Raw genomic sequence first — 20,440 nt, forward strand, 5'->3', positions numbered from 1 at the left:
CATGACGAAACTGGCTATCGCCATCAACCTGAACCGTTGCGTAGGCTGCCATACCTGCGCGAACGCCTGCAAGATGCAGAACAACGTGCCCATGGGAATGCTGTGGAACCGCATCCTGACGAAGGATTGCGACGTCATCGACGGCGCGGTGGGGCAGTACCCCAACTTGACGCGCGTCTACCTGCCCGTGCAGTGCCAGCATTGCGAGAACGCCGCCTGCCAGAAGGTGTGCCCCACGGGCGCAACCTACAAGGATGCTTCGGGGCGCGTGGAAATCGACTACGACAAGTGCATCGGCTGCCGCATGTGCATGGCGGCCTGCCCGTTCAACGCTCGCGTGTTCAACTGGGACGAGCCGGTGCGCGAGCCTGCCTTCAACTACGGTGACGCGCGGGTTCCCGTACGCGCCAAGGGCGTGATGGAAAAATGCACGCTGTGCAAGGAGCGCACCGACGACGGGGACATTCCCATGTGCGTGCGCGTGTGCCCGGCGCGCGCTCGCACGTTCGGCGACCTTGACGATCCCGACAGCGACATCTCGAAGTTGGCGTGTTCGCCCGAAGCCCATCATCTGCTCGAAGAAAAGGGCACGCGCCCGCAGCTTTTCTATATCGGACTTTAGATCGCATCGCTTGGCCGAGCGGCGCGACGTTGCGGCGTCGCGCCGCCCGAGCGGCTGCGCAGATCCGTGCGTTAAGGAGAAACCTACATGCAGTTAACAAGAACCTATAAAATCGCCTTCGCCGTGTTGGCCGCCCTTGCGGCCGTCGGCGTGGGCGCGTATGCGTACCAGTTCGTCGGCGGGTTGGGCGTCACGGGCATGTCGAACGGCACGTCATGGGGCCTGTACATCGCCTGCTTCATGTTTTTCGTGGGGCTGTCCGCGGGCGGCCTTATCGTGGCTTCGTCGGCGTCGATCTTCCACGTGGCGGAGTACAAGAAGGTGGCCCTTCCCGCCATCTTGGTATCGCTCGTGTGCATCTGCATCGCGGGCTCGTTCGTTTTGATCGACCTGGGCGGCATCGTGCGCCTGCTCAACTTGCTGGTAACGCCCAACTTCGTTTCGCCGCTTCTATGGGATATATGCGTGATCAGCACGTATCTGGTCATCAACCTGGTCTACCTGTACTTCATGACGTCGCGCAAGCCCGGTGCGAAGGACAAGGTGGCCATCGTATCGCGCTTCGCCCTGCCGGTGGCTATCCTGGTGCACTCGGTGACGGCGTGGATCTTCGGATTGCAGATTGCGCGCGAAGGCTGGTACTCCACCATCATGGCCCCGCTGTTCGTGGCGTCGGCCATGGATTCGGGCTTGGCGCTTTTGCTGCTGTCGCTTCTGTGGATGAACCGGCAGCGCGTGTTCGCCACGTCGCGCAAGCTTATCGCGAACCTGGCGGGCCTTCTTGCCGTGTGCATCGCAGTGGACGGCTATATGGTGGGATGCGAGGTGCTGACCATGGCCTATCCCGGCACCGAGCACGGCATGGAGGTGTTCGGCCAGATGGTGTGGGGCGCAACCGCTCCCTTCTTCTGGATCGAGGTTATCGTGGGCGTGGTCGTTCCGTTCTGCATCCTCGTGTTCGCGCGCAATCGCCGACGCCCCGGTTTGGTCGCGTTGGCGGCGGCAGGCGTTGTGGTCGGCGTGTTTTGCAAGCGCATCTGGCTTTTGTTCACCAGCTTCATATTCCCGAACGTGTCGGGCGCTCCGGGCCTGGTGAGCGGGTCCAGCTCGTCAAGGGGCCTGTACGGCATGGACGGTTGGGCCGTGACCAGCTCGTACGCTCCTACGCTGCCCGAGATCCTGATCGTCGTGGGCATGGTGGCCGTGGGCGTCATGGCGTTTTTGCTGCTGGCGAAAGTGTTCTTGCGCTACGACCCCGCTCCCGCCGAGGCCGACGACAAGGCTTGGGAGCGTAGTTTAGGAGCAGAGGAGTAGCTATGATGGAATGCGCCGAGTGGCCGGCGTCGGTGCTTGCGGCAACCTCGACCTGGCGGGACGTATGGCGTAGCCGGGCGGAAACGTTCGCGTTTCTTGGCAACAGCTTGCTGCGGCCCATGACCACCGAAACGTCGATCGGACTGCACGAATCGTTCTGGGATGCGTTTTCCCAGCAGCTGAGCAGCGCTTTTCGCTGTCATGATCGGGCTGCTTTGGGGGTCGATCGGCTGAAGCGCTATGCGCGCGGCGCTTCCTCGTGCCGCGATGCCGCCGTCGAGCGCGTGGACGTGGAGTACGCGCGGTTGTTCATCGGCCCGCCCAAGCCTGCGGCGCCGCCTTGGGAAACCATGTACGCCGTGCGCGGGCGCGTAGGGGAGGCGGGCTTCGGCGATGCGGCCTTCGAGATGCGCGCTTTGCTGCGCGACGCGGGCCTTGCCGTGCGCGGGCCGAGCAACCAGTACCCCGACCACCTTGGCCTGGAGCTGCTCTACTTGGCTGCGGCTTGCAGGGAGATGGCGACGGGCCAGCGCCCCGCGGGCGACGGGCGCCGTTTGGCGCGTTTCGCAAGCGAGCACCCGGCTTCTTGGGCGACGGCGCTGCGCGAGGCGGTGGAAAGCGCCGCCCCCGAAGGCTACTACCTTGGTATCGTGGAGGTTGCCGAGGGCGCGTGCTGCGCGTTCGCGGAGGGCGTCGGCGTTTAGCGGCGCTTGGCGCGCATGACGGCGATCGCGCCGCCGGCTATGCCCACGACCCCGGCCGTCAGGCCCAAGGCCCAGGCGAATCCGGGCAGGCCGGCGGGCTCGTCCGCGACCTCGCTTGCGGCGGCGTCGGACTCGACGGTTGGCTTTTGGGTTGCGGCGGCGCCAGGCTCGACGGTTGGTTCCTGTGCGGCGTAGGCTTTTTCGGGTGCCGGGGCGACCGACGGTTGCGCAGGCTCGGACGCGGTGCGCTCCTGGGGCGCGTCGCTCGCGCGAACGCCGCCTGCGCCCGTCGGCTCAGATGCCTCCTGCGCGGCAGGCCCGTTGCTCTCCGGCGCTTCGGGCCCGCCTTCGGGATGGACGCGCTCGCTTTCGCCCTGTCCTACGCCTCCAATGTTTCCGCCCGTGCCTCCCGAATCGGTTTCGGGCGGATTGACGACCGAAGGAGGCGGCGTGAGGCCGTTCTCGTCGTCGGAGGGACGCGAGCCTTCGGGGTAGGTGATGAGCGCGGGCTCGAAGACCGTCTCCACGGTTTCGCCGTCTTGGAGCACGACGGCCGTGGCGCGAAGGTAGAAGTCGCGGTAGTCGACGGTTTCGGAGCGATGGAAGACTGCGCAATGCCGAATGGACGGATTGGCGAAGTTGTCGTCGTACACGGCCCTGATGCCATCCCCTTCAGGCGTTTCGTACATCAGGTGGTCTTCGTTCCACGTGTAGACGCCCCAGCGCTCCCAGGAGTCTTCAGGTTCGTCGGCGTAGCGGCGATCCAGGTACAGAACCTGCAGGTCGGGGTGCTTCACCTGCCCCCATCCGGGATCGATGGGGAGCGCCGGCAGAAACAAGACGGTCGTCATGCCCCTTCCCGGTATGATCCTGACAATCTGGCCGTACGGCTGCTCGACGGTCGGGGATGCGGTGCCGTTCCCCGAGATCCCGCCGCCGAGAACCCCGCCGCTTCCTCCCAACGAGCGATCCGAGAGCGCGACGCCCTCGTGCGCCCAGGCTTGATTTGCGCTCGGGCATGCGCATCCTATCGCGAGCGCCGCGCATGCGGCAAGGGCGCAGCAACCGAACGCCGCCGCCTTCGATTCGCTTCTGGTATGATGTGGCACGAGGATCCTGTCGTCTCGGGGGAGGGGCACCATGTCGGTTCGCGCTATCGTCCGTGCGCTCGTCCCTGCTGCGGTCGTGTTCCTTGCGGTTGGCTGCTTGCTTTCGTTTACGTATTTCCATGATAACAAATACGCTGCGCCTCCGCCGTACGGGGACGACGGTTCGATCGCGCTTTCCGACGACGACGTGGCTCGGTCCGTCCCGCTCGTGGACGGCTGGCTTGTTTCCATGGACGGATCCGCTCCGATCGAGACGTTCATCGGGCAGTACTCGAACTTCTCGTACCTGCCGAATGGCACGTCGGCGTTCGGCAGCGCGACGTACCGTTTGGACGTGCGCTACGAAGGGCCGCGCGCCGAGCGCTCTCTCGTCATTCTGCTGCCCGAAGTGTTCACCGACTACACGCTGTACGCGAACGGGATTTCGGTGGCGTCGGACAAGACGGGTCCGGAAGCGGCCTTGATCGTGGGCGAGCACACCGAGCTTGTGCTGGAGGTTCGCAACCAATCCCATTACTACAGCGGTCTTGTGTACCCGCCCCTTATCGGTTCGGCGCAGGCTATCGCGCAGGTTGAGCTGGCGAACTCCCTGCTATCGGGCGTGCTCGTGCTGTTTCCGCTCGTCTCGGCGCTGTTCGCGTTCGCTGTGTACGGGCGCCGCGGGGAAGACCCGGTCGTACGGGATTTCGGCCTGCTGTGCCTTGCGCTGTCCGTTGCGGGCTGGCGGGGGATCGCGTGGCGCTTGGGCTTGGGGGATCCGTGGGTCTACGCCGTCGAGGATGCGGCCTGGACGGCGGTGTTCGTGTGCGCGGCGTCGGTGGCGGCGCGCTCGACGGGGGCGCTCGATCGGTCGTGGGCACGCGTTGCGCGTCGAGCGATGCTCTTCTTGCCGCTGGTCACGCTCGTGTGGGTGGCTGCGGTCATTCCGCTTTGGCCGGTCACCATCGAAGCGTACGGCGCGTATCAGACCCTGCTCAGGCTGGCCTGCTGGGTCATGCTGACGGTCTGCGCCGCGATTGGCCTGGGGTCGCGCAGCCCCGAAGCGCGCTACGTCCTGTGCGCATGCGCGGTCCTGGGCGCTTCTTTGGGGGCGAATCTGCTGGACAACAACGCGTACGAGCCGTTGTACGGCCTTTGGCAGCAGGAATACGCGGCGCTGGCCATGGTAGCCGTGTTCGCCTGCATGCTGGTCGTTCGCGTGAGAAGGATGAGCGCCGCGCAGGAGCGGGTGCGGGATCTGTCCGTGCAGGCGCGTGCGGCGAAGGACAGCTTGCTGCATATGCGTCGTGCCGAGGAGGCTACCCGGATGGCCCGTCACGATCTGCGCCATCACGTGGAGACGTTGCGGCGCCTGCTTGAAGAGGGCGCTTTGGATCGGTGCCGATCCTATCTGGACGAGCTCACTTCCGGCCATGACGCCGCGGCTCCGGTTCGCTATTCGGGCAACCTGGTGGTGAACGCGGCTCTGACGGGGTATTTGGCGCCTGCTCAGGAGCGCGGCGTTGAAGTGCGGTGCGACGTGCGCGTCCCCGAGGAGCTGCCGCTGCGCGACACCGAGCTTGCGGTGCTGCTGTCCAACCTGCTGTCGAACGCAGTGGAGGCGTGCGATCGCGCGCGCCTTGCGGGGTGCCGGCGTCCCTACGTGGACTTCGCCATGTGCGTCGAAGGCGACCGACTGGTTGCACGGTGCGAGAACGTCATGCCCGCCGATGCATCGTTCGATGCCACGAGCAAGTCCGACGGGGGCGATCACGGATGGGGCCTGCCCGCTATGCGGCAGATCGTCGAGGCGCACGACGGCGCGCTGGTCATCGATTCGGGCGAGGACGCGGTCGTCGTGCGCCTTGTATTGAAGCTTGGGAATGGGGCGAAAGAACGCGGCCTGTGACCCGTTTCGATCTTGCCGTGCCGGTTCCCGCATGCTCTATCGCGGCGGATTCGTTGCCGATAGCCGCATGTCAATAGTGGTGTGCCGCTAAATTGCGAGTAAACTGTTCATAGGAAAAGCCAGGCGGCTGCATCTTTGCAAGGAAGGCGGGAAGGCGAGTTGAGGATAGCGATCTGCGACGATGAGGACGTGTGCCGCACCGAGCTGCGCACGGTTCTCGATCGCGTTTTGTCGGCGCGTGGCGCCCGCGCAAGCTGCGAAGAATACGCCACAGGTCGGGAATTGATCGCGGATTCCGCGAAGCAGCCTTTCGATCTCGTGTTCTTGGACGTGTACCTGGAGCAAGAGAACGGCCTGTCCGTTGCGCGCGCCTTGCGCAGCGCCGGTGCGAGCACGAATATCGTCTTTTTGACTGTATCGCGCGAACACGCCGTGGACAGCTACGAGGTGCGCGCAACCGATTACCTGATCAAGCCCGTAAGCGAGCAGGGGATCGAGCGCGTGCTCGACCGAGTGCTGCCGTCTTCCGTTCCCCGCTTGGCGTTTCGCGTGGGAACCGGACGTCGCTACATTCCCTACGGCGACATCCTGTATTTGGAAAGCCGCGATCATGCGGTCTTGCTGCATACGGTGGACGGCGCTTGCTATCGTGGTTTCGCCAAGCTTGGCGACGTACAGGATCAGCTCGACGACGGCCGCTTCCTGCGCTGCCATCGCAGTTGCCTGGTCAACATGGACTACATCGCCGACGTGCGCGACGACTTCGTCCTGCGCGACGGCACTCGCGTTCCTGTGCGCGTTAAAGAGAAGCGCAAGATGCACGAGGCGTACCATCGGTATTTCGTAGATGCCGCCTGCGGGGGAAGGGGGTCGGGCTCCACGTTGCCGAAGTGACCGATTTCGCGGTTGATCCGCCCTGTTTCGCGGAAGGCGGCCGGCAGAGCGCCGCTCGCCTATACTGTACTCTCCACTGCGCCTTGCACGAAGCGGCAGTATGCGGTCAGAGCGCTTCGCGCGCTCGGAAGGGATGGTCCCATGAAGCTTGATTGCGATTGCAGCGCGGCCGTCGGAAGCGGGCTTTCCCGCGGCAAGGCCCTGCGCGGCGCCGTTCCGCGCGCATCCCATGCCGCCTGGTCCGTGCAGGCGGGTCGCTCCCAGGTCATCGACCTTTTGAGGGAGCAAGAGGCGGATCGCTTGCGCTACCTGCTGCCCGAGCGCCATCTGCGCATGAGCGCGTCTCCGTTCGCCTTCTTCCGCGGCAACGCGGCGGGCATGGCGGCCGACCTTGCGCGCACTCCTTCCACCGGCTTGGCGGTGCAGGCGTGCGGCGATGCGCATATAGCGAACTTCGGCGGTTTCGCGGCACCTGATCGGCGCCTTGTGTTCGACGTCAACGATTTCGACGAAACCGCGCCCGCGCCGTGGGAGTGGGATGTCAAGCGCCTGGCTGCAAGCATCGAAATATGCGGGCGCAACCGCGGCTTCAAGCCCAGTTGGCGTCGCGCTGCGGTGCGCTCTGCGACGGCGGCCTACCGCGAGGCCATGGCCTCGTTCGCGCGCAAAGGGGCCCTTGACGTGCACAGCGCGCGCCTCGATGTGGAAGAGGTGCTGTCGCATGCCTTGCAGGGCGCTTCCGCAAAGGAGGAGCGCCGCGTGCGCAAGCAGCTCGAACGCGCCTTCTCGAAGACGAGCGCCCGTGCGTTTGGCCGGTTCGTGCAGGTGGGCGAAGCAGGAGCGACCATCGCGTTCGATCCCCCCAACGTGGTTCCGCTCGATCGGTTCTCGTCCGTTGCCGAGGCCGATCGCGTGGCCGCCTCGCTCATCGAGCTTCTGGAGGGGTACCGTGAAAGCCTTGCGCCCGAGCGATGCTGCCTGTTCGATCAGTACGAATACCTTGACGCCGCCCAAAAGGTGGTGGGCGTGGGAAGCGTGGGCACGCGAGCGTGGATTATCGCGCTTGTGGGTCGAGACGTGCGCGATCCGCTTGTGCTGCAGGTGAAAGAAGCGCAGGCTTCGGTGCTCGAGCGTTATTGCGGACCCAGCGGATGGGCGTCCCACGGCCAGCGCGTGGTGCAGGGGCAGCGGCTCATGCAGGCTGCGGGGGACGTGCTGCTCGGATGGACGAGCGCGCCGGACGAGACGGGCCGCAAGCGCGATTACTACGTACGGCAGCTTTGGGATTGGAAGACGTCGACCGATCTTGAAACGGCGCCCGCCGCCGAGATCGAGGCCACGGGCCGTTTGTGCGGCTGGACGCTCGCACGCGCTCATGCGCGCACGGGCGATCGGTGCGCCATCGCAGGCTACCTGGGAACATCGGGTTCGTTCGACCGGGCCGTAGCTGATTTCGCGCGCGCCTACGCCGACCAGAACGAAGCTGATTACCGCGTGTTCGTCGATGCGCTGGCCCACGGCGGCCTTGACGCCGGTCCGGAACCGCTGTCGTAGCAGGGCGCAAGGAGAGGATGCCTTATGGACGTCGAATCGGTGCTCGAGCAGATGACGCTCGAAGAGAAGTGCGCATGCCTGACCGGCGAGGGCTACTGGGTCCTCGGCGGCTGCCCTCGGCTGGGCGTTGCCCCTATCGAGGTGTCCGACGGCCCGCACGGCTTGCGTCACCAGTCGGGCGCGGCCGACAACCTGGGGCTTTCCCAAAGCGATCCCGCCGTGTGCTTTCCCACGGCCAGCGCCTCGGCGTGCTCGTTCGACGTCGACCTGCTGCGGCGCATGGGGGAGGCCATAGGCGACGAGGCGCGCGAACAGGGCGTGGCCGTGGTGCTGGGCCCCGGCGTGAACATGAAGCGCAGCCCGTTGTGCGGTCGCAACTTCGAGTATTTCAGCGAGGACCCCTTTCTGGCCGGCACGCTGGGCGCGGCTTACATCCAAGGCGTGCAGAGCCGCGGCGTGGGCGCGTCGCTCAAGCACTTCGCGTGCAACAACCAGGAAACGCACCGGCTCATCTCCGATTCGGTGGTGGACGAGCGGGCGTTGCACGAGCTGTACCTGGAGCCGTTCCGGCTGGCTGTGGAACAGGGCAAGCCCTGGACCATTATGACCGCGTACAACCTGATCAACGGCACGTATTGCTCCGAGAACCCTTGGCTTATGGAAGAGGTTGGCCGCAAGGCGTGGGGCTTCGACGGCGCTTACGTGTGCGACTGGGGCGCCGAAAGCTCGAACGCCGACAGCCTGCCGGCGGGATTGGACCTGGTCATGCCCGGGGTTCGCCCCGATTATCGCCTTGACGTGGCTGACGCCGTGCGCGCGGGCCGCATATCCCGCGAGCGCTTGGACGACGCCGTGCGCCGCGTGCTTCAGCTGCACGACAAGCACGAGCGTGCGCGCGACATCGTCCGGATCCGCGACCTTGACGCGCGCCTCGAGGTTGCGCGCGAGGTTGCCGAGCAGTCGGCGGTGCTCTTGAAGAACGAGGGCGCCCTGCCGCTTGAGCTGGGCGCGCGCATCGCGGTGATCGGCGCGTTCGCAAAGCACCCGCGCTACCAGGGGGCGGGGTCGTCCAAGATCAACCCCGTTTCGCTCGACTGCGCGTTCGACGAGCTGGTCGCCGCCCAAGCCGCATGCTCGTACGCTGAAGGCTACGATCGCGAAACGGGCGCGGCAACCGAGGCTCAGCTTGAGGAGGCCGCCGCGGTCGCGCGGCGCTGCGATGCGGCTGTGGTGTTCGTCGGGCTGCCGGACGCATCGGAGTCGGAAGGAGCCGACCGCTCCCACATGGGTCTGCCCGAAGGCCATGACAGCCTGGTCGAGCGCGTGTGCGCGGCCAACCCGAACACCGTGGTGGTTCTGCAGGGTGGGTCGCCCGTAGAGCTTCCTTGGCGCGACCGTCCGAACGCCATCCTGCTGAGCTACTTGGCGGGCTGCTGCGGCGGGAAGGCGACTGCCGACGTGCTGCTCGGTCGCGCGAACCCTTCGGGCAAGCTTGCGGAAACCTGGCCCGTGTGCCTGGTCGACACGCCGTGCGCGGACTTCTTCCCGGCTACCGGAAGGCAGGCGCATTATCGGGAGAGCGTGTTCTCCGGCTACCGGTACTACGATGCCGCCGGCGTGGAGGTGGCCTACCCGTTCGGGCACGGGCTGTCCTACACCCGCTTCTCGTACGAGAGCCTGCATATCGAGGCGGTCGACGATGGGTTCGCCGTGTCTTGCACGGTTCGAAACGTAGGGGATCGGTTCGGCAGGGAGGCCGTGCAACTGTACGTGGCGCCGCTCGACGACGCGGGAATCCGCCCTGTTCAGCAACTCAAGGCGTTCGCGAAGGTAGCGCTTGAGCCGGGCGAGGAGCGCCGTGTCGAACTGGCGCTTCCTCGACGGGCGTTCGCGCATTACGATCCTGAAACGTCCTCTTGGGAGGTGTTCGAGGGCGCTTACGATGTGCGGGTGTCCGCTTCCAGCCAAGACGTGCGACTGCGCGTCACCCTTGACGTGGCGGGCGTTCCCCGCGCGGGGCAAGCGGTGCCGCAGGCGTATCGCGCGGTGCATGCCTCGGGATTTGCCGACGAGGCGTTCAGGGCGCTGTACGCCAAGCCGTATCCCAAGGTCATCGTTGCCATGCGCCCCTACACGCCCAATGCGACGGTAGGGGATCTCAAGGCGTCGCTCGTGGGATGCGCCGTGCATTGGATTCTGCGCCACGAGCTGAAGCTGCTCGCGCGCAGCGACCCTGCGGCGCGCGCGGCGGCCGAGCGCATGGTCATGGACACGCCGCTTCGCACGCTTGCCATGTCGGGCGTCGACATGGGGCTGGTGGACGGCGCGGTTGATATACTGAACTATCGGTTCTTCAGAGGGTTCAAGCGTCTTCGTCGCGTGCTTGCCGGCGCCTCGGCTTCCGAGGACCCTGCAACGCAAGCGTGAAGCGGCTGCACAGTAGAAAGAAGGCTGCGTGCCCGACCGTCGAAGACGGCGGCGCCGCTCGATCGAAAGGAATGGGAATGCAAGAGGGGAACAACAAGGAAGACGGGCGCATGCCCTGGCTTTTGAAGCTGTTCGGCGTGCTGTGCATGCTGGGCGGCCTGACGTCGCTGGGCGATCTGATCCCGGTGGTCCTGGCGTTCGTCCAGGGCATCGGCGGCGAAGGCTACCGCATGGCGTCGGTGATCATCTTCTCCGCCCTCATGGTGGTGCTCGTGGTCACCGCCGTGCTCTTCGTGTTCTTGGGCTACCGCCTGATCCGCAACCGGCGCGAGCATGCGGCGGCCGCGGCCAACACGCTGGTTGCTTTGACAGTGCTGTCCATCATCGGCACCATGATGCTGTTCGGCCTTTCCGCCCATCACATCGGGTACCTGATCCAGCTGGTCATCCTCATTGCGGTGACCGCGTACCTCGACCCGCAACTGGTAGAGGAGCGTCGGCTGCAGCACAAGCTCAAGAAGATGGACAAGGAGCAGCGCGCCCAGGAGCGCAAGGTCGCGCGACAGCGCAAGCCCAAAAAAGGATTCATCACGCTGAACTTCTTCAACCTGTTCTGGATCTTCGTGGTGTGCTGCATCCTGGGTCTTGTCATCGAGACGATCTACCATTTCATTCTGTTCCACGAGTACCAGGACCGCGCCGGCATGCTGTTCGGGCCGTTCTCGCCCATCTACGGCTTCGGCGCGCTGCTCATGACCATCGCGCTCAACCGCTTCCATGACAAGCCTATCTGGGTGGTCTTTTTGGTGAGCGCCGTCATCGGCGGTGCGTTCGAGTTCTTCACCAGCTGGATCATGGAGTTCGCCTTCGGCATCCGCGCATGGGATTACACGGGATCGTTCCTGTCCATCGACGGGCGCACGAACTTCGTGTTCATGGTGATGTGGGGCGTTTTGGGCATGGCGTGGATCAAGCTCTTGTTGCCGCAGCTGCTCAAGCTGATCAACATGATCCCGTGGAACTGGCGCTACGGCGTGACGGCCGTGTGCGCGGCGCTCATGCTGGTGGACGGCATCATGAGCATCCAGTCCATCGACTGCTGGTACCAGCGCATGGCGGGGAAGGCTCCCGAGACGCCCATCGAGCAGTTCTACGCCAAGCACTTCGACAACGAGTACATGCAGAACCGATTCCAGACCATGGACATGAACGTGGAGGATTCCGCTCGCGCGGACGTGTAGCCGGGCTTCGAGCCCCGGCGGAATCGCTGCCGGGGCTCGTCCGTTTGAATTGCAGGATGACGGGTACGCCGTGCCTGCGCCCAAACGGCCGGTCCCTCGGCGATTTCGCCGGCAGGGGTCCGGATTCGGCTGCGCGGGCCCCTTCGCGCGGCCCTCGCGCAAAATGTGGGGAACTTGCGGGCAGCTTCTTGGCAAGACTAGGCAAAACGCGGGCCGTATGGTATAAATATTCGCGCATTGCAGAACAGCAAGCGCGCGACGGCGCGCACCATACTTTCGCAGACGAGAAAGTGGGTTTCACCCGCTTTCTTTGTATGTTAGGGCACAGAAAGGAGAAGGCGTGCTCAGCAAAAAGGAACAACAGCTGCTTGACGCGCTGGAACCCCGTGCGGCTCAGGAGGGCGTGGAGGTCGTGACCGTGGAGGTCGTCGGCGCCAAGAAGGCTCCGACCATTCGCGTGTTCATAGACACGCCCGAGGGCGTGAGCTTTGACGAGCTGTCCTCCGCGCAGGCGTGGATCAACGACATCATGGACGAGCTGGACCCGTTTCCCGGGGCTTACACGCTCGAGGTGTCCTCGCCCGGCATCGACCGCCCGCTGCGCACGATCGAGCACTTCGCGCGCTATGCGGGGCAGACGGCCGTGGTCAAGGCGCAGCCGCTCGACGGCCGCGGCACGTGGACGGGCACCATCCAGGGGGCTGGCGAGGGCGTCGTGACGCTCGACGTGGACGGCTCCTCCGTGCAGATCCCGCTCGACACCATCAAGCGCGCCCATCTCAAGGGCATGATCGATTTCAGCTCGAAGGCTTGAGCTTAAGAGGAAAGGAAGCGAAGACGTGGCAAGTTCAGAATTGATCGAGGCTTTGCAGGCGCTGGCCCACGAACGCAAGATCGACGAGTTCTATCTCATCGAGCGCCTGGAGGTGTCTCTGGCGAAGAGCTACGAGCGCATTCTTGACCTCGAGTGGGACGCTCGCGTGACCATCGATCGCCAGACGGGGCACATCTACGTGTACGAGCTGGTTCCGGTGGGAGAGCCCGACGAGGAAACCGGCGAGTACCTTGAGTTCGAGGAGCGCGACGTCACGCCGGCCGACGTGAGCCGCATCGCCGCGCAGAACGCCAAGGGCGTCATCGCCTCCATCGTGCGCGAAGCGGGTCGTCAGTCCATCTACGAGGAGTTCTCCAGCCGCGTGGGCGACCTGGTCACGGGCACGGTGCTGCAGGGCACGCCCGAGTTCACCATTATCAAGATTCGCGACGGCGTGGAGGCGGAGCTTCCGCACTACGACGTCAAGCGCAGCCCCAACGAGCGCAACGAGCGCCCGGCGGGCGAGCACTACCGTCACAACCAGCGCCTCAAGGTGCTTATCATCGAAGTGCGCGACCCGAACTCCGATGCGCCGAAGATGCGCGGCGAGCAGGCCCGTCCGGCTATCGTCGTGTCCCGCACGCATCCCGATCTGATCCGTCGCCTGTTCGAGATCGAGGTCCCCGAGATCTACGACGGCATGGTGGAGATCAAGTCGATCGCGCGTGAGCCGGGCGCCCGTTCCAAGATCGCCGTGGCTTCGCGCGAGGCGAACCTCGACCCGGTGGGCGCGTGCGTCGGCCCCAAGGGCAGCCGCGTGCGCATGGTGGTCGAAGAGCTGCGCAACGAGCGCGTCGACGTCATCCAGTGGGCAGAGGATCCGGCCGTGTACGTGGCCAACGCTTTGTCGCCCGCCAAGGTGACGCGCGTCATAATCGACGAGGACAACCACTACGCCACGGTGGTCGTGCCCGACGACCAGCTGTCGCTGGCTATCGGCAAAGAGGGCCAGAACGCCCGCCTTGCCGCGCGCTTGACAGGCTGGCACATCGACATCAAGAGCGCAAGCTTTACAAGCGAGCAGCTTCCCTCCGAGGGCAATATGCTGATCGACGAGGAAGACGTGGACGACGAGGCGGGCTTGTGCTCGTACGTGGGCGAGGACGGCGTTCGCTGCCGCAACCACGCTCGTCCGGGCAGCCGCTACTGCGGCGTCCACGCGGACCTCGACGAGGCTTAAGAGTTACCAGGTAGGCGGCCTTGCGAATGAACACGACGACGACTAAGGGGCAGCGCAGCTGCATCGCATGCGGAACGCCGGCGGCGAAAGCCGGTCTTCTGCGCATCGTGCGCGATCCTTCGGGCACCGTGTCGTTCGACGGGACCGGCCGTGCGCCGGGCAGGGGGGCGTACGTTTGCTCCGCAGAATGCTTCGCCGCCGCATGCAAGAAGAAAAAGCTCGACCGGGCGCTCAAGACGACGCTCGGCGGCGATGAGTACGAACGGATCGCTGCCGACGTCGCAACGGCCTCGCGCGAAGCGAATTAAGAAGTAGAGGAGTGGTATATGGCCAGCATGCGCGTACATGAGTTGGCGAAGGAATTCGATATGTCGAGCAAAGAGCTGCTCGACAAGCTGCAACAGATGAAGATCCCTGCGAAGAGCCATGCGAGCATGCTCGCCGACGCCTACGTTGAGAAGATCCGCAAGAACCTCGAGCCCGAGATCAAGCAGCGTGCGGGCCAGCTCGAGGACGAAGAGGCCAGGAAGCTGGCGGAAGAGCGCGCCGAGGCCGAGCGCAAGCGCGCCGAGGAAGAGCGCGCCCGCCGCGAAGCCGTGGAGCAGGAGCGCGCCGCCCGCGAGGCCGAGCGCGCCCGTCGCGCCGAAGAGGGCCCGTCCGACGAGGGCGGCTCCCACGACGAGGGCGACCATCCGCGCAAAGCGCCGGCGTCGTCGCCGTTCGAGAGCCTGGCCAGCCAGATCGAGAGCGAGAAGGAGCGCGTAGCCCGCGAGGCTGCGGAAGCCCGCGCTCGCGCCCGTCAGGCCAAGATGGCCGCCGAGGTTGCCAAGAAGCAGGCCGTCGAGGAAGCGCTGCGCCAGCGCAGCGGCAAGGGCGGCAAGTCCGCTCCGGCCCCCAAGAAGCCCGCTCCGGTGCTGGGCGCCAAGAAGGCGTCCGGCTTCGACTCGCTGCTTTCGCAGATCGAGGCCGAGAAGCAGCGCATCGAGGCGCAGAAGCAGGAAGCGTCCTCCGCGCGCAAGTCGGGCAAGCCCGACCGTGCTCCCAAGAAGCACGGCCGCAAGGGCGGCCACGTGGAGCAGATCGTTCCCGAGCTGGAGGCGCAGCAGACCCAGCCCGAGGACCGCTATGCCCAGATGGCCGTGCAGGCCGAGAAGCTGCAGCGCGACAAGGTGCTGGCCGAGGCCCGCGCCGCCGTTGCCGCCGCAACTACGTCGAGCGAGGGCGAAGGCCGCCGCAAGAAGCGCAAGCAGAAGCGCGAGGCCGAGACGCGCGAGCGCTTGGAGCTGGAGGCCATCGAGAAGGGTCTCGACCCCGAGCTGGTGCTCGACGACTCCGTGGTGGAGATCCCGCAAGGCTCGACCGTCGGCAAGTTCGCCGATCTGCTGGGCGTGCAGCCTAACGACATCATCAAGCGCCTGTTCATGCTGGGCCAGGTGCTCACGCTGACGCAGTCCATGAGCGACGACCTGGTGGAGCTTATCGCCGACGACATGGGCCGCAAGGTGCGCGTCGTGTCTCCCGAAGAGGAGTACGCGGTGGTGTACCACGACAAGGACGAGGACCTCAAGTCGCGTCCGCCCGTGGTCACCGTCATGGGCCACGTCGACCACGGCAAGACGTCGCTTCTGGACGCCATCCGCGACACCGGCGTGGTGGCCAGCGAGGCCGGCGGCATCACGCAGCACATCGGTGCGTCCGTCGTTGAGATCGACGGCCGTCAGATCACGTTCATCGACACGCCGGGCCACGAGGCGTTCACGGCCATGCGCGCTCGCGGCGCCCAGGTCACCGACGTTATCGTCCTGGTGGTTGCCGCTGACGACGGCGTCATGCCGCAGACCATCGAGGCTATCAACCACGCCAAGGCCGCCGAGGTCCCCGTCGTGGTGGCCGTGAACAAGATCGACAAGCCGGGCGCCAACCCCGATCGCGTGCGCCAGGAGCTTACCGAATACGGCATCATCCCCGAGGAGTGGGGCGGTTCCAACATGTTCGTGGAGGTGTCGGCCAAGAAGCGCCTGCACATCGACGACGTGCTTGAAACCATCCTGCTGCAGGCCGATGTGCTCGAACTCAAGGCGAACCCCAACGCCGAGGCTTCCGGCTTCGTCATCGAGGCGAACCTCGACAAGGGCCGCGGCCCCGTGGCCACCGTCCTCGTCCAGCGCGGCACGCTCCATCCGGGCGACGTCGTGGTGGCCGGCACGTCGCACGGCCGCGTCCGTGCGCTGGTCGACCCGCGCGGCAAGCACGTCGACGAGGCGCTTCCGGCGGATCCGGTGGAGATTCTGGGTCTGAACAGCGTTCCCACCGCCGGCGACGAGTTCCGCGTGTTCGCCGACGAGCGCGATGCGCGCAAGCTGGCTGAGGAGCGCGCGCTGCGCGCCCGCCTGGCCGAGCAGGACGCCAAGTCCCACATGAGCCTGGACGATCTGTTCAGCCGCATCGAGGAGGGCAAGCAGACCGACCTGAACCTCATCGTGAAGGCCGACGTGCAGGGCTCCATCGAGGCGCTGCGCGACGCGTTCGAGAAGATGGACCAGTCCGAGGTGCGTATCAACATCGTGCACTCGGCCGTGGGCGGCATCACCGAGACCGACGTTACGCTGGCCTCGGCCTCCGACGCCATCATCATCGGCTTCAACGTGCGCCCGACCGGCAAGTCCAAGCAGCAGGCCGAGAAGGAGAAGGTGGACATCCGCCTGTATCGCATCATCTACCAGGCTATCGAGGAGATCAATGCGGCGCGCGTGGGCCTGCTGTCCCCGGACATCGTGGAAGAGGACACCGGCATCGCCGAGGTGCGCGACACGTTCAAGGTGCCGAAGGTGGGCACGATCGCCGGCTGCTACATCATCGAGGGCGAGATCAACCGCGACGACAAGGTGCGCATCGTCCGCGACGGCACGGTGATCTTCGAGGGCGTCATGGCTTCGCTGCGTCGCTTCAAGGACGACGTGAAGTCCGTGAAGCAGGGCTACGAGTGTGGCATCGGCATCGAGAAGTTCCAGGACCTCAAGGTGGGCGACCACATCGAAGGCTACCAGATCAAGGAAGTCGAGCGGACCGAGTAACCGTTCTCCGTCACTGCAATAATCTGCGCGCTCGTCAAACGTTCCACGTTACACTGGGCTTGACGAGCGCGTTTTGCGCATAACCCCTCTTCGGAAGGAGATGGCATCATGAAACAGAGTTCTTCCAACCGCAAGGTGAACGAGCAGGCCCGCGAGGTCATCGCGAGCATCCTTTTGTTCGAGATATCCGATCCCCGCCTTGAGCTCGTGACCATCACGGGCTGCGAGGTCAGCTACGACCGCAGCGTGTGCAACGTGTTCTACACCACCGAGCCCGAGCGCTACGAGGACGTGGCGGCGGCGTTTTCCAAGGCGTCGGGCCGCATCCGCTCGCTCATGGCTCGCAAGCTGTCGTGGCGCATCGCTCCCGAGCTGCGCTTCTTGCTGGATCGCAGCGTCGACCAGGCCGAGCGCATTGCTACGGCGCTCGAGCGCGATGCCGCGCGCAACAAGGTGGACGAGCCGACCGATGCGGACGTGCCCGCCGACGCCGACCCCCTTGCAGACGAGCGCGCCCGCGCGCAGGTGGCGGAATCGGCCGACGAATAGCAGGGAGACCGTATGTCCGTTACCCCCCAAACGAATACCGATCTTGCGGCGCTTGCCGCGGCGTTCAAGCAGCGCGATGACTTCGTGCTGTGCGGGCACGTGAGCCCCGACGGGGATTGCATCGGGTCGCAGCTTGCGCTCGCTGCCGCATTGCGGCAGCTTGGCAAGCGCGTGACGTGCGTGCTTGCCAAAAACGAGCCGATCGACGAGCGCTTGCGGTTCCTGCCTGGTGCCGACGATCTTGTTCCGGCCGAGCTGTACGAAGGGCCTGCGCGCACGTTCGTGGCCGTGGACGTGCCCACGCGCGAGCGCATCGCCGAGGCTGCGGCCGCGCTGCGCGACCAATGCGACCTTGCGGTCACCATCGATCACCATGCGGTGGATACCACGATGACCGACCTGGTGTACGTGGATCCGGACGCGGCGTCTACCACCGTGCTCGTGTGGGACGTGGCGGGGCTGCTCGGCGTCGACCGTTCGGGAGACGTCGCCCTGTGCTGCTACACGGGGCTGGTCACGGACACGGGGCGCTTCCAGTATCAGAACACCGACGCGGCCGCCATGCGCGCCGCGGCTCAGATGGTCGAAGCGGGCGCCGACCCGGCGTTCGTTTCGCGGGCCATCTTCCAGAATCGCTCGCTCCCCTCGGTGCGCCTTGAAGGCGTCGCCGTGGGCCGCATGCGGTTTGGAGCTGGCGGCGCGTACGCCATGAGCTGGCTGTCCCTTGACGACTTCGAGTCGGCAGGCGCGGTGAAGGCCGACGCCGAGCCCATCATCGACGCGCTGCGCGCAGTGTCGGGCGTGCGCGTTGCCTGCATGCTGCGCGAGCAGGGAGACGTCGTGCGCGGAAGCCTGCGCGCGAAGGACGACACCGACGTTGCGACGCTCGCTCGCACGTTCGGCGGGGGAGGGCATCGGGCTGCTGCGGGATTCACGCTCGAATGCTCCTTGGACGAAGCGGTGGCCTTGGTGGACGCCGCATTGAAGAAGACGGTTGGGGCCAAGGCTGGCGAAGGGGCGTGCACGGGGTGAAGCGGGGAACATCGGGGCTTTCGCTGGTCGTCGGGGTCAACAAGCCCGGCGGCATGAGTTCGCATGACGTGGTGAATCGATGCCGGACCATATTCGGGGAGCGTCGCGTGGGGCACACGGGCACGCTCGATCCCATGGCAACCGGGGTGCTTCCCATCTGCATCGGCCCCGCCACCAGGCTCGGGTCGTATTTGACCGCGCACGACAAGCACTACCGCGTGACCATCGCGTTCGGCGTGGGGACCGATACCGACGATGCCGAGGGCCGCGTGACGCGGACGGGCGACGTTCCGGCTTGCGTGACCGACCCCGTCTTCGCCGCTTCGTTCGTGGAGGGACTGGTGGGGGCTAGCAAGCAGCTGCCGCCGGCGTATTCCGCCATCAAGGTGAACGGGAAGAAATCCTACGAAGCTGCGCGTGCGGGCAACATCATCGACCTGGCTCCGCGCGACATCGAGGTGTACGAGGCGCGCTTGCTCGAGGTGCGCGAGGGCCGCGGCGACGAGCTTCCCACCTGGGACGTGGCGTTCCACGTGTCGAAGGGCACCTATATTCGCGCATTGGCGCGCGACGTGGGGGTGGCGCTCGGCTGCCCGGCTCACGTCGCCGCGTTGGAGCGGACGCGCCTGGGGACGCTCGACTTGGAAGAGTGCGTCAGCTTGGACGTGCTCGCGGAGCTCAAGGACCGCGCCGCGCTCGATCCCATTCGGCTTTTGGGCGGGCGCTTCCTGTTCGCGCAGGATGCGGCTGTCACGAAGGTGGCGAACGGCTCTCCATTGCCTGCTTCGGCGCATCCCCTGTACGAGCGGCGTCGCTCGACGGCCGATCTTGAGCTGTGCGCATGCACCTCGGGCGTGCGCGAAAGCTGCACGGGTCCGAAGGACGGGGAGACGGTTGCGGTGATTGCCGACAACAAATTGGTTGCGCTGTACGGTTACGATCAGGCGCGCGATGCGTATCAGGCGCGCTGCGTGTTTCAGACGGGGGTGTCTCGTGGCAAAGATCTATAGGGCGGACGAATCTTTCGACCATGCGTTCTTCTCCGGCGCGTCGTGCGCGTTCGGCGTGTTCGACGGCGTGCATCGCGGGCATCGGTTCCTGCTTGACTGCGCGCGCGAGACGGCGCGCGAAAGCGGCGGACGCAGCGTGGCGCTGACGTTTGACATCGATCCTGACGAGGTGTTTCACCCCGATCGGCTCAAGAAGCTCATGACGAACGACGAGCGCTTGGCCATGCTGGCACAAACCGGCGTGGACGCGGTGGTAGCGCTTCCTTTCACGCGGGAATTCGCGGCGTCTTCGCCCGAGCGCTTTCTCGTGCAGACGTTCGACGGTACGCCGCCGGCGTTTCTGCACGTGGGATTCGACTTCAAGTTCGGAGCTCGCGCGGCAGGGACCGTGGACGACCTGGATGCGTGGGGCTCTGTCGAGGGCACGCACGTGCGCGCTCATAGCCTGAAGAGCGAAGACGGCGCGCCCATAACGGCCACGCGCATCCGCCTGCTTTTGGCCGACGGCGCCATCGAGGAAGCGAACCGGCTTCTAGGACGCGCGTACTTCATGACGGGAACGGTGATGCCCGGGCGCGGAGAGGGCGCGGACCTGGGATTTCGGACGGCGAACCTGGTGGCGGACGATCAGCTGCGCCCGCTGGGCGACGGCGTGTACGCCGCGTGGGCCGTGGTCGACGGCGCTCGCTACAAGGCTGCGGTCAACGTGGGTGTGGCGGCTACGTTCGCCGATCGCGCGACGGCCACCTGCGAAGTGCATCTGCTCGATTTCTCGGGCGACTTGTACGGAAAGCCCATCAAGGTGGAGTTCCTGCACTGGTTGCGACCCATGCGCAAGTTCGACGACCTTGAAGAGCTCATAGCCACCGTGCAGGGCAACATCCAATGGGTGAGGGATAACCTGTAGGGTTGTGCGAGCAAAACGGGGAATGGCGCAAGGCGGGGGACGGTATCGTCTCCCGCCTTGT

General features: G+C 65.6%; 17 protein-coding genes. 16 read left to right on the forward strand and 1 reads right to left on the reverse strand.

What is annotated here, in order from left to right:
• The first annotated feature begins 1 nt into the window (after position 1).
• From LG373_RS03605 to LG373_RS03615, 3 genes are all read left to right on the forward strand, one after another.
• On the forward strand, positions 2-622 hold the full coding sequence (locus tag LG373_RS03605) for a 4Fe-4S dicluster domain-containing protein (RefSeq protein WP_216529729.1): 621 nt from the start codon (positions 2-4) through the stop codon (positions 620-622).
• Between the two features lie 87 nt (positions 623-709).
• A complete protein-coding gene (gene nrfD / locus LG373_RS03610) occupies positions 710-1,936 on the forward strand; it encodes an NrfD/PsrC family molybdoenzyme membrane anchor subunit (protein WP_216529728.1) in 1,227 nt (408 codons plus the stop codon).
• Positions 1,937-1,938: 2 nt separating this feature from the next.
• Positions 1,939-2,640, forward strand: coding sequence for a molecular chaperone (locus tag LG373_RS03615; RefSeq protein ID WP_216529727.1), 702 nt, complete (start codon positions 1,939-1,941; stop codon positions 2,638-2,640).
• On the opposite strand, the gene LG373_RS03620 is transcribed toward LG373_RS03615, so the two are convergent.
• Positions 2,637-3,749, reverse strand: coding sequence for a hypothetical protein (locus tag LG373_RS03620; RefSeq protein WP_216529726.1), 1,113 nt, complete (start codon positions 3,747-3,749; stop codon positions 2,637-2,639). The genes LG373_RS03615 and LG373_RS03620 overlap by 4 nt on opposite strands.
• Before the next feature lie 31 nt (positions 3,750-3,780).
• Between LG373_RS03620 and LG373_RS03625 the strand changes: the two genes are divergently transcribed.
• The 13 genes from LG373_RS03625 to ribF all read left to right on the forward strand — a co-directional run bounded on the left by LG373_RS03625 (position 3,781) and on the right by ribF (position 20,379).
• Positions 3,781-5,637 (forward strand): sensor histidine kinase, encoded by a 1,857-nt coding sequence (locus tag LG373_RS03625; RefSeq protein ID WP_216529725.1) that lies wholly within the window; start codon positions 3,781-3,783, stop codon positions 5,635-5,637.
• Positions 5,638-5,796: 159 nt separating this feature from the next.
• Complete coding sequence (locus LG373_RS03630) at positions 5,797-6,531, forward strand: LytTR family DNA-binding domain-containing protein (protein ID WP_216529724.1); 735 nt, start codon at positions 5,797-5,799, stop codon at positions 6,529-6,531.
• A gap of 141 nt (positions 6,532-6,672) precedes the next feature.
• A complete protein-coding gene (locus tag LG373_RS03635; protein WP_216529723.1) occupies positions 6,673-8,085 on the forward strand; it encodes a DUF2252 domain-containing protein in 1,413 nt (470 codons plus the stop codon).
• Positions 8,086-8,109: 24 nt separating this feature from the next.
• Positions 8,110-10,512: a glycoside hydrolase family 3 C-terminal domain-containing protein gene (locus tag LG373_RS03640; protein ID WP_216529722.1), complete on the forward strand. Its 2,403-nt coding sequence runs from the start codon at positions 8,110-8,112 to the stop codon at positions 10,510-10,512.
• 77 nt (positions 10,513-10,589) lie between these two features.
• On the forward strand, positions 10,590-11,753 hold the full coding sequence (locus LG373_RS03645; protein WP_216529721.1) for a putative ABC transporter permease: 1,164 nt from the start codon (positions 10,590-10,592) through the stop codon (positions 11,751-11,753).
• A 340-nt stretch (positions 11,754-12,093) separates the two neighbouring features.
• Entirely contained in the window at positions 12,094-12,567 is a 474-nt protein-coding gene (gene rimP, locus LG373_RS03650; RefSeq protein WP_216529720.1) for a ribosome maturation factor RimP, read from the forward strand.
• A 25-nt stretch (positions 12,568-12,592) separates the two neighbouring features.
• Positions 12,593-13,807 carry a transcription termination factor NusA gene (nusA, locus tag LG373_RS03655; protein WP_114566937.1) on the forward strand — a complete coding sequence of 405 codons (1,215 nt, stop codon included), beginning with the start codon at positions 12,593-12,595 and terminating at the stop codon, positions 13,805-13,807.
• 26 nt (positions 13,808-13,833) lie between these two features.
• Positions 13,834-14,115 (forward strand): RNase P modulator RnpM, encoded by a 282-nt coding sequence (rnpM, locus tag LG373_RS03660; RefSeq protein ID WP_114566936.1) that lies wholly within the window; start codon positions 13,834-13,836, stop codon positions 14,113-14,115.
• Positions 14,116-14,133: 18 nt separating this feature from the next.
• On the forward strand, positions 14,134-16,881 hold the full coding sequence (gene infB, locus LG373_RS03665; RefSeq protein WP_225749046.1) for a translation initiation factor IF-2: 2,748 nt from the start codon (positions 14,134-14,136) through the stop codon (positions 16,879-16,881).
• Between the two features lie 108 nt (positions 16,882-16,989).
• Positions 16,990-17,430 (forward strand): 30S ribosome-binding factor RbfA, encoded by a 441-nt coding sequence (gene rbfA / locus LG373_RS03670; RefSeq protein ID WP_114566934.1) that lies wholly within the window; start codon positions 16,990-16,992, stop codon positions 17,428-17,430.
• Positions 17,431-17,442: 12 nt separating this feature from the next.
• Positions 17,443-18,462 carry a bifunctional oligoribonuclease/PAP phosphatase NrnA gene (locus LG373_RS03675; RefSeq protein ID WP_225749047.1) on the forward strand — a complete coding sequence of 340 codons (1,020 nt, stop codon included), beginning with the start codon at positions 17,443-17,445 and terminating at the stop codon, positions 18,460-18,462.
• Positions 18,459-19,472 (forward strand): tRNA pseudouridine(55) synthase TruB, encoded by a 1,014-nt coding sequence (gene truB, locus LG373_RS03680; RefSeq protein WP_225749048.1) that lies wholly within the window; start codon positions 18,459-18,461, stop codon positions 19,470-19,472. Before LG373_RS03675 ends, truB begins: the two co-directional genes overlap by 4 nt.
• Positions 19,456-20,379 (forward strand): riboflavin biosynthesis protein RibF, encoded by a 924-nt coding sequence (gene ribF / locus LG373_RS03685; RefSeq protein ID WP_225749049.1) that lies wholly within the window; start codon positions 19,456-19,458, stop codon positions 20,377-20,379. Before truB ends, ribF begins: the two co-directional genes overlap by 17 nt.
• The last annotated feature ends 61 nt before the right edge of the window (positions 20,380-20,440 follow it).

The sequence above is a fragment of the Paraeggerthella sp. Marseille-Q4926 genome (genome assembly GCF_916618935.1).
In the GTDB taxonomy this organism is placed as follows: domain Bacteria; phylum Actinomycetota; class Coriobacteriia; order Coriobacteriales; family Eggerthellaceae; genus Paraeggerthella; species Paraeggerthella hominis.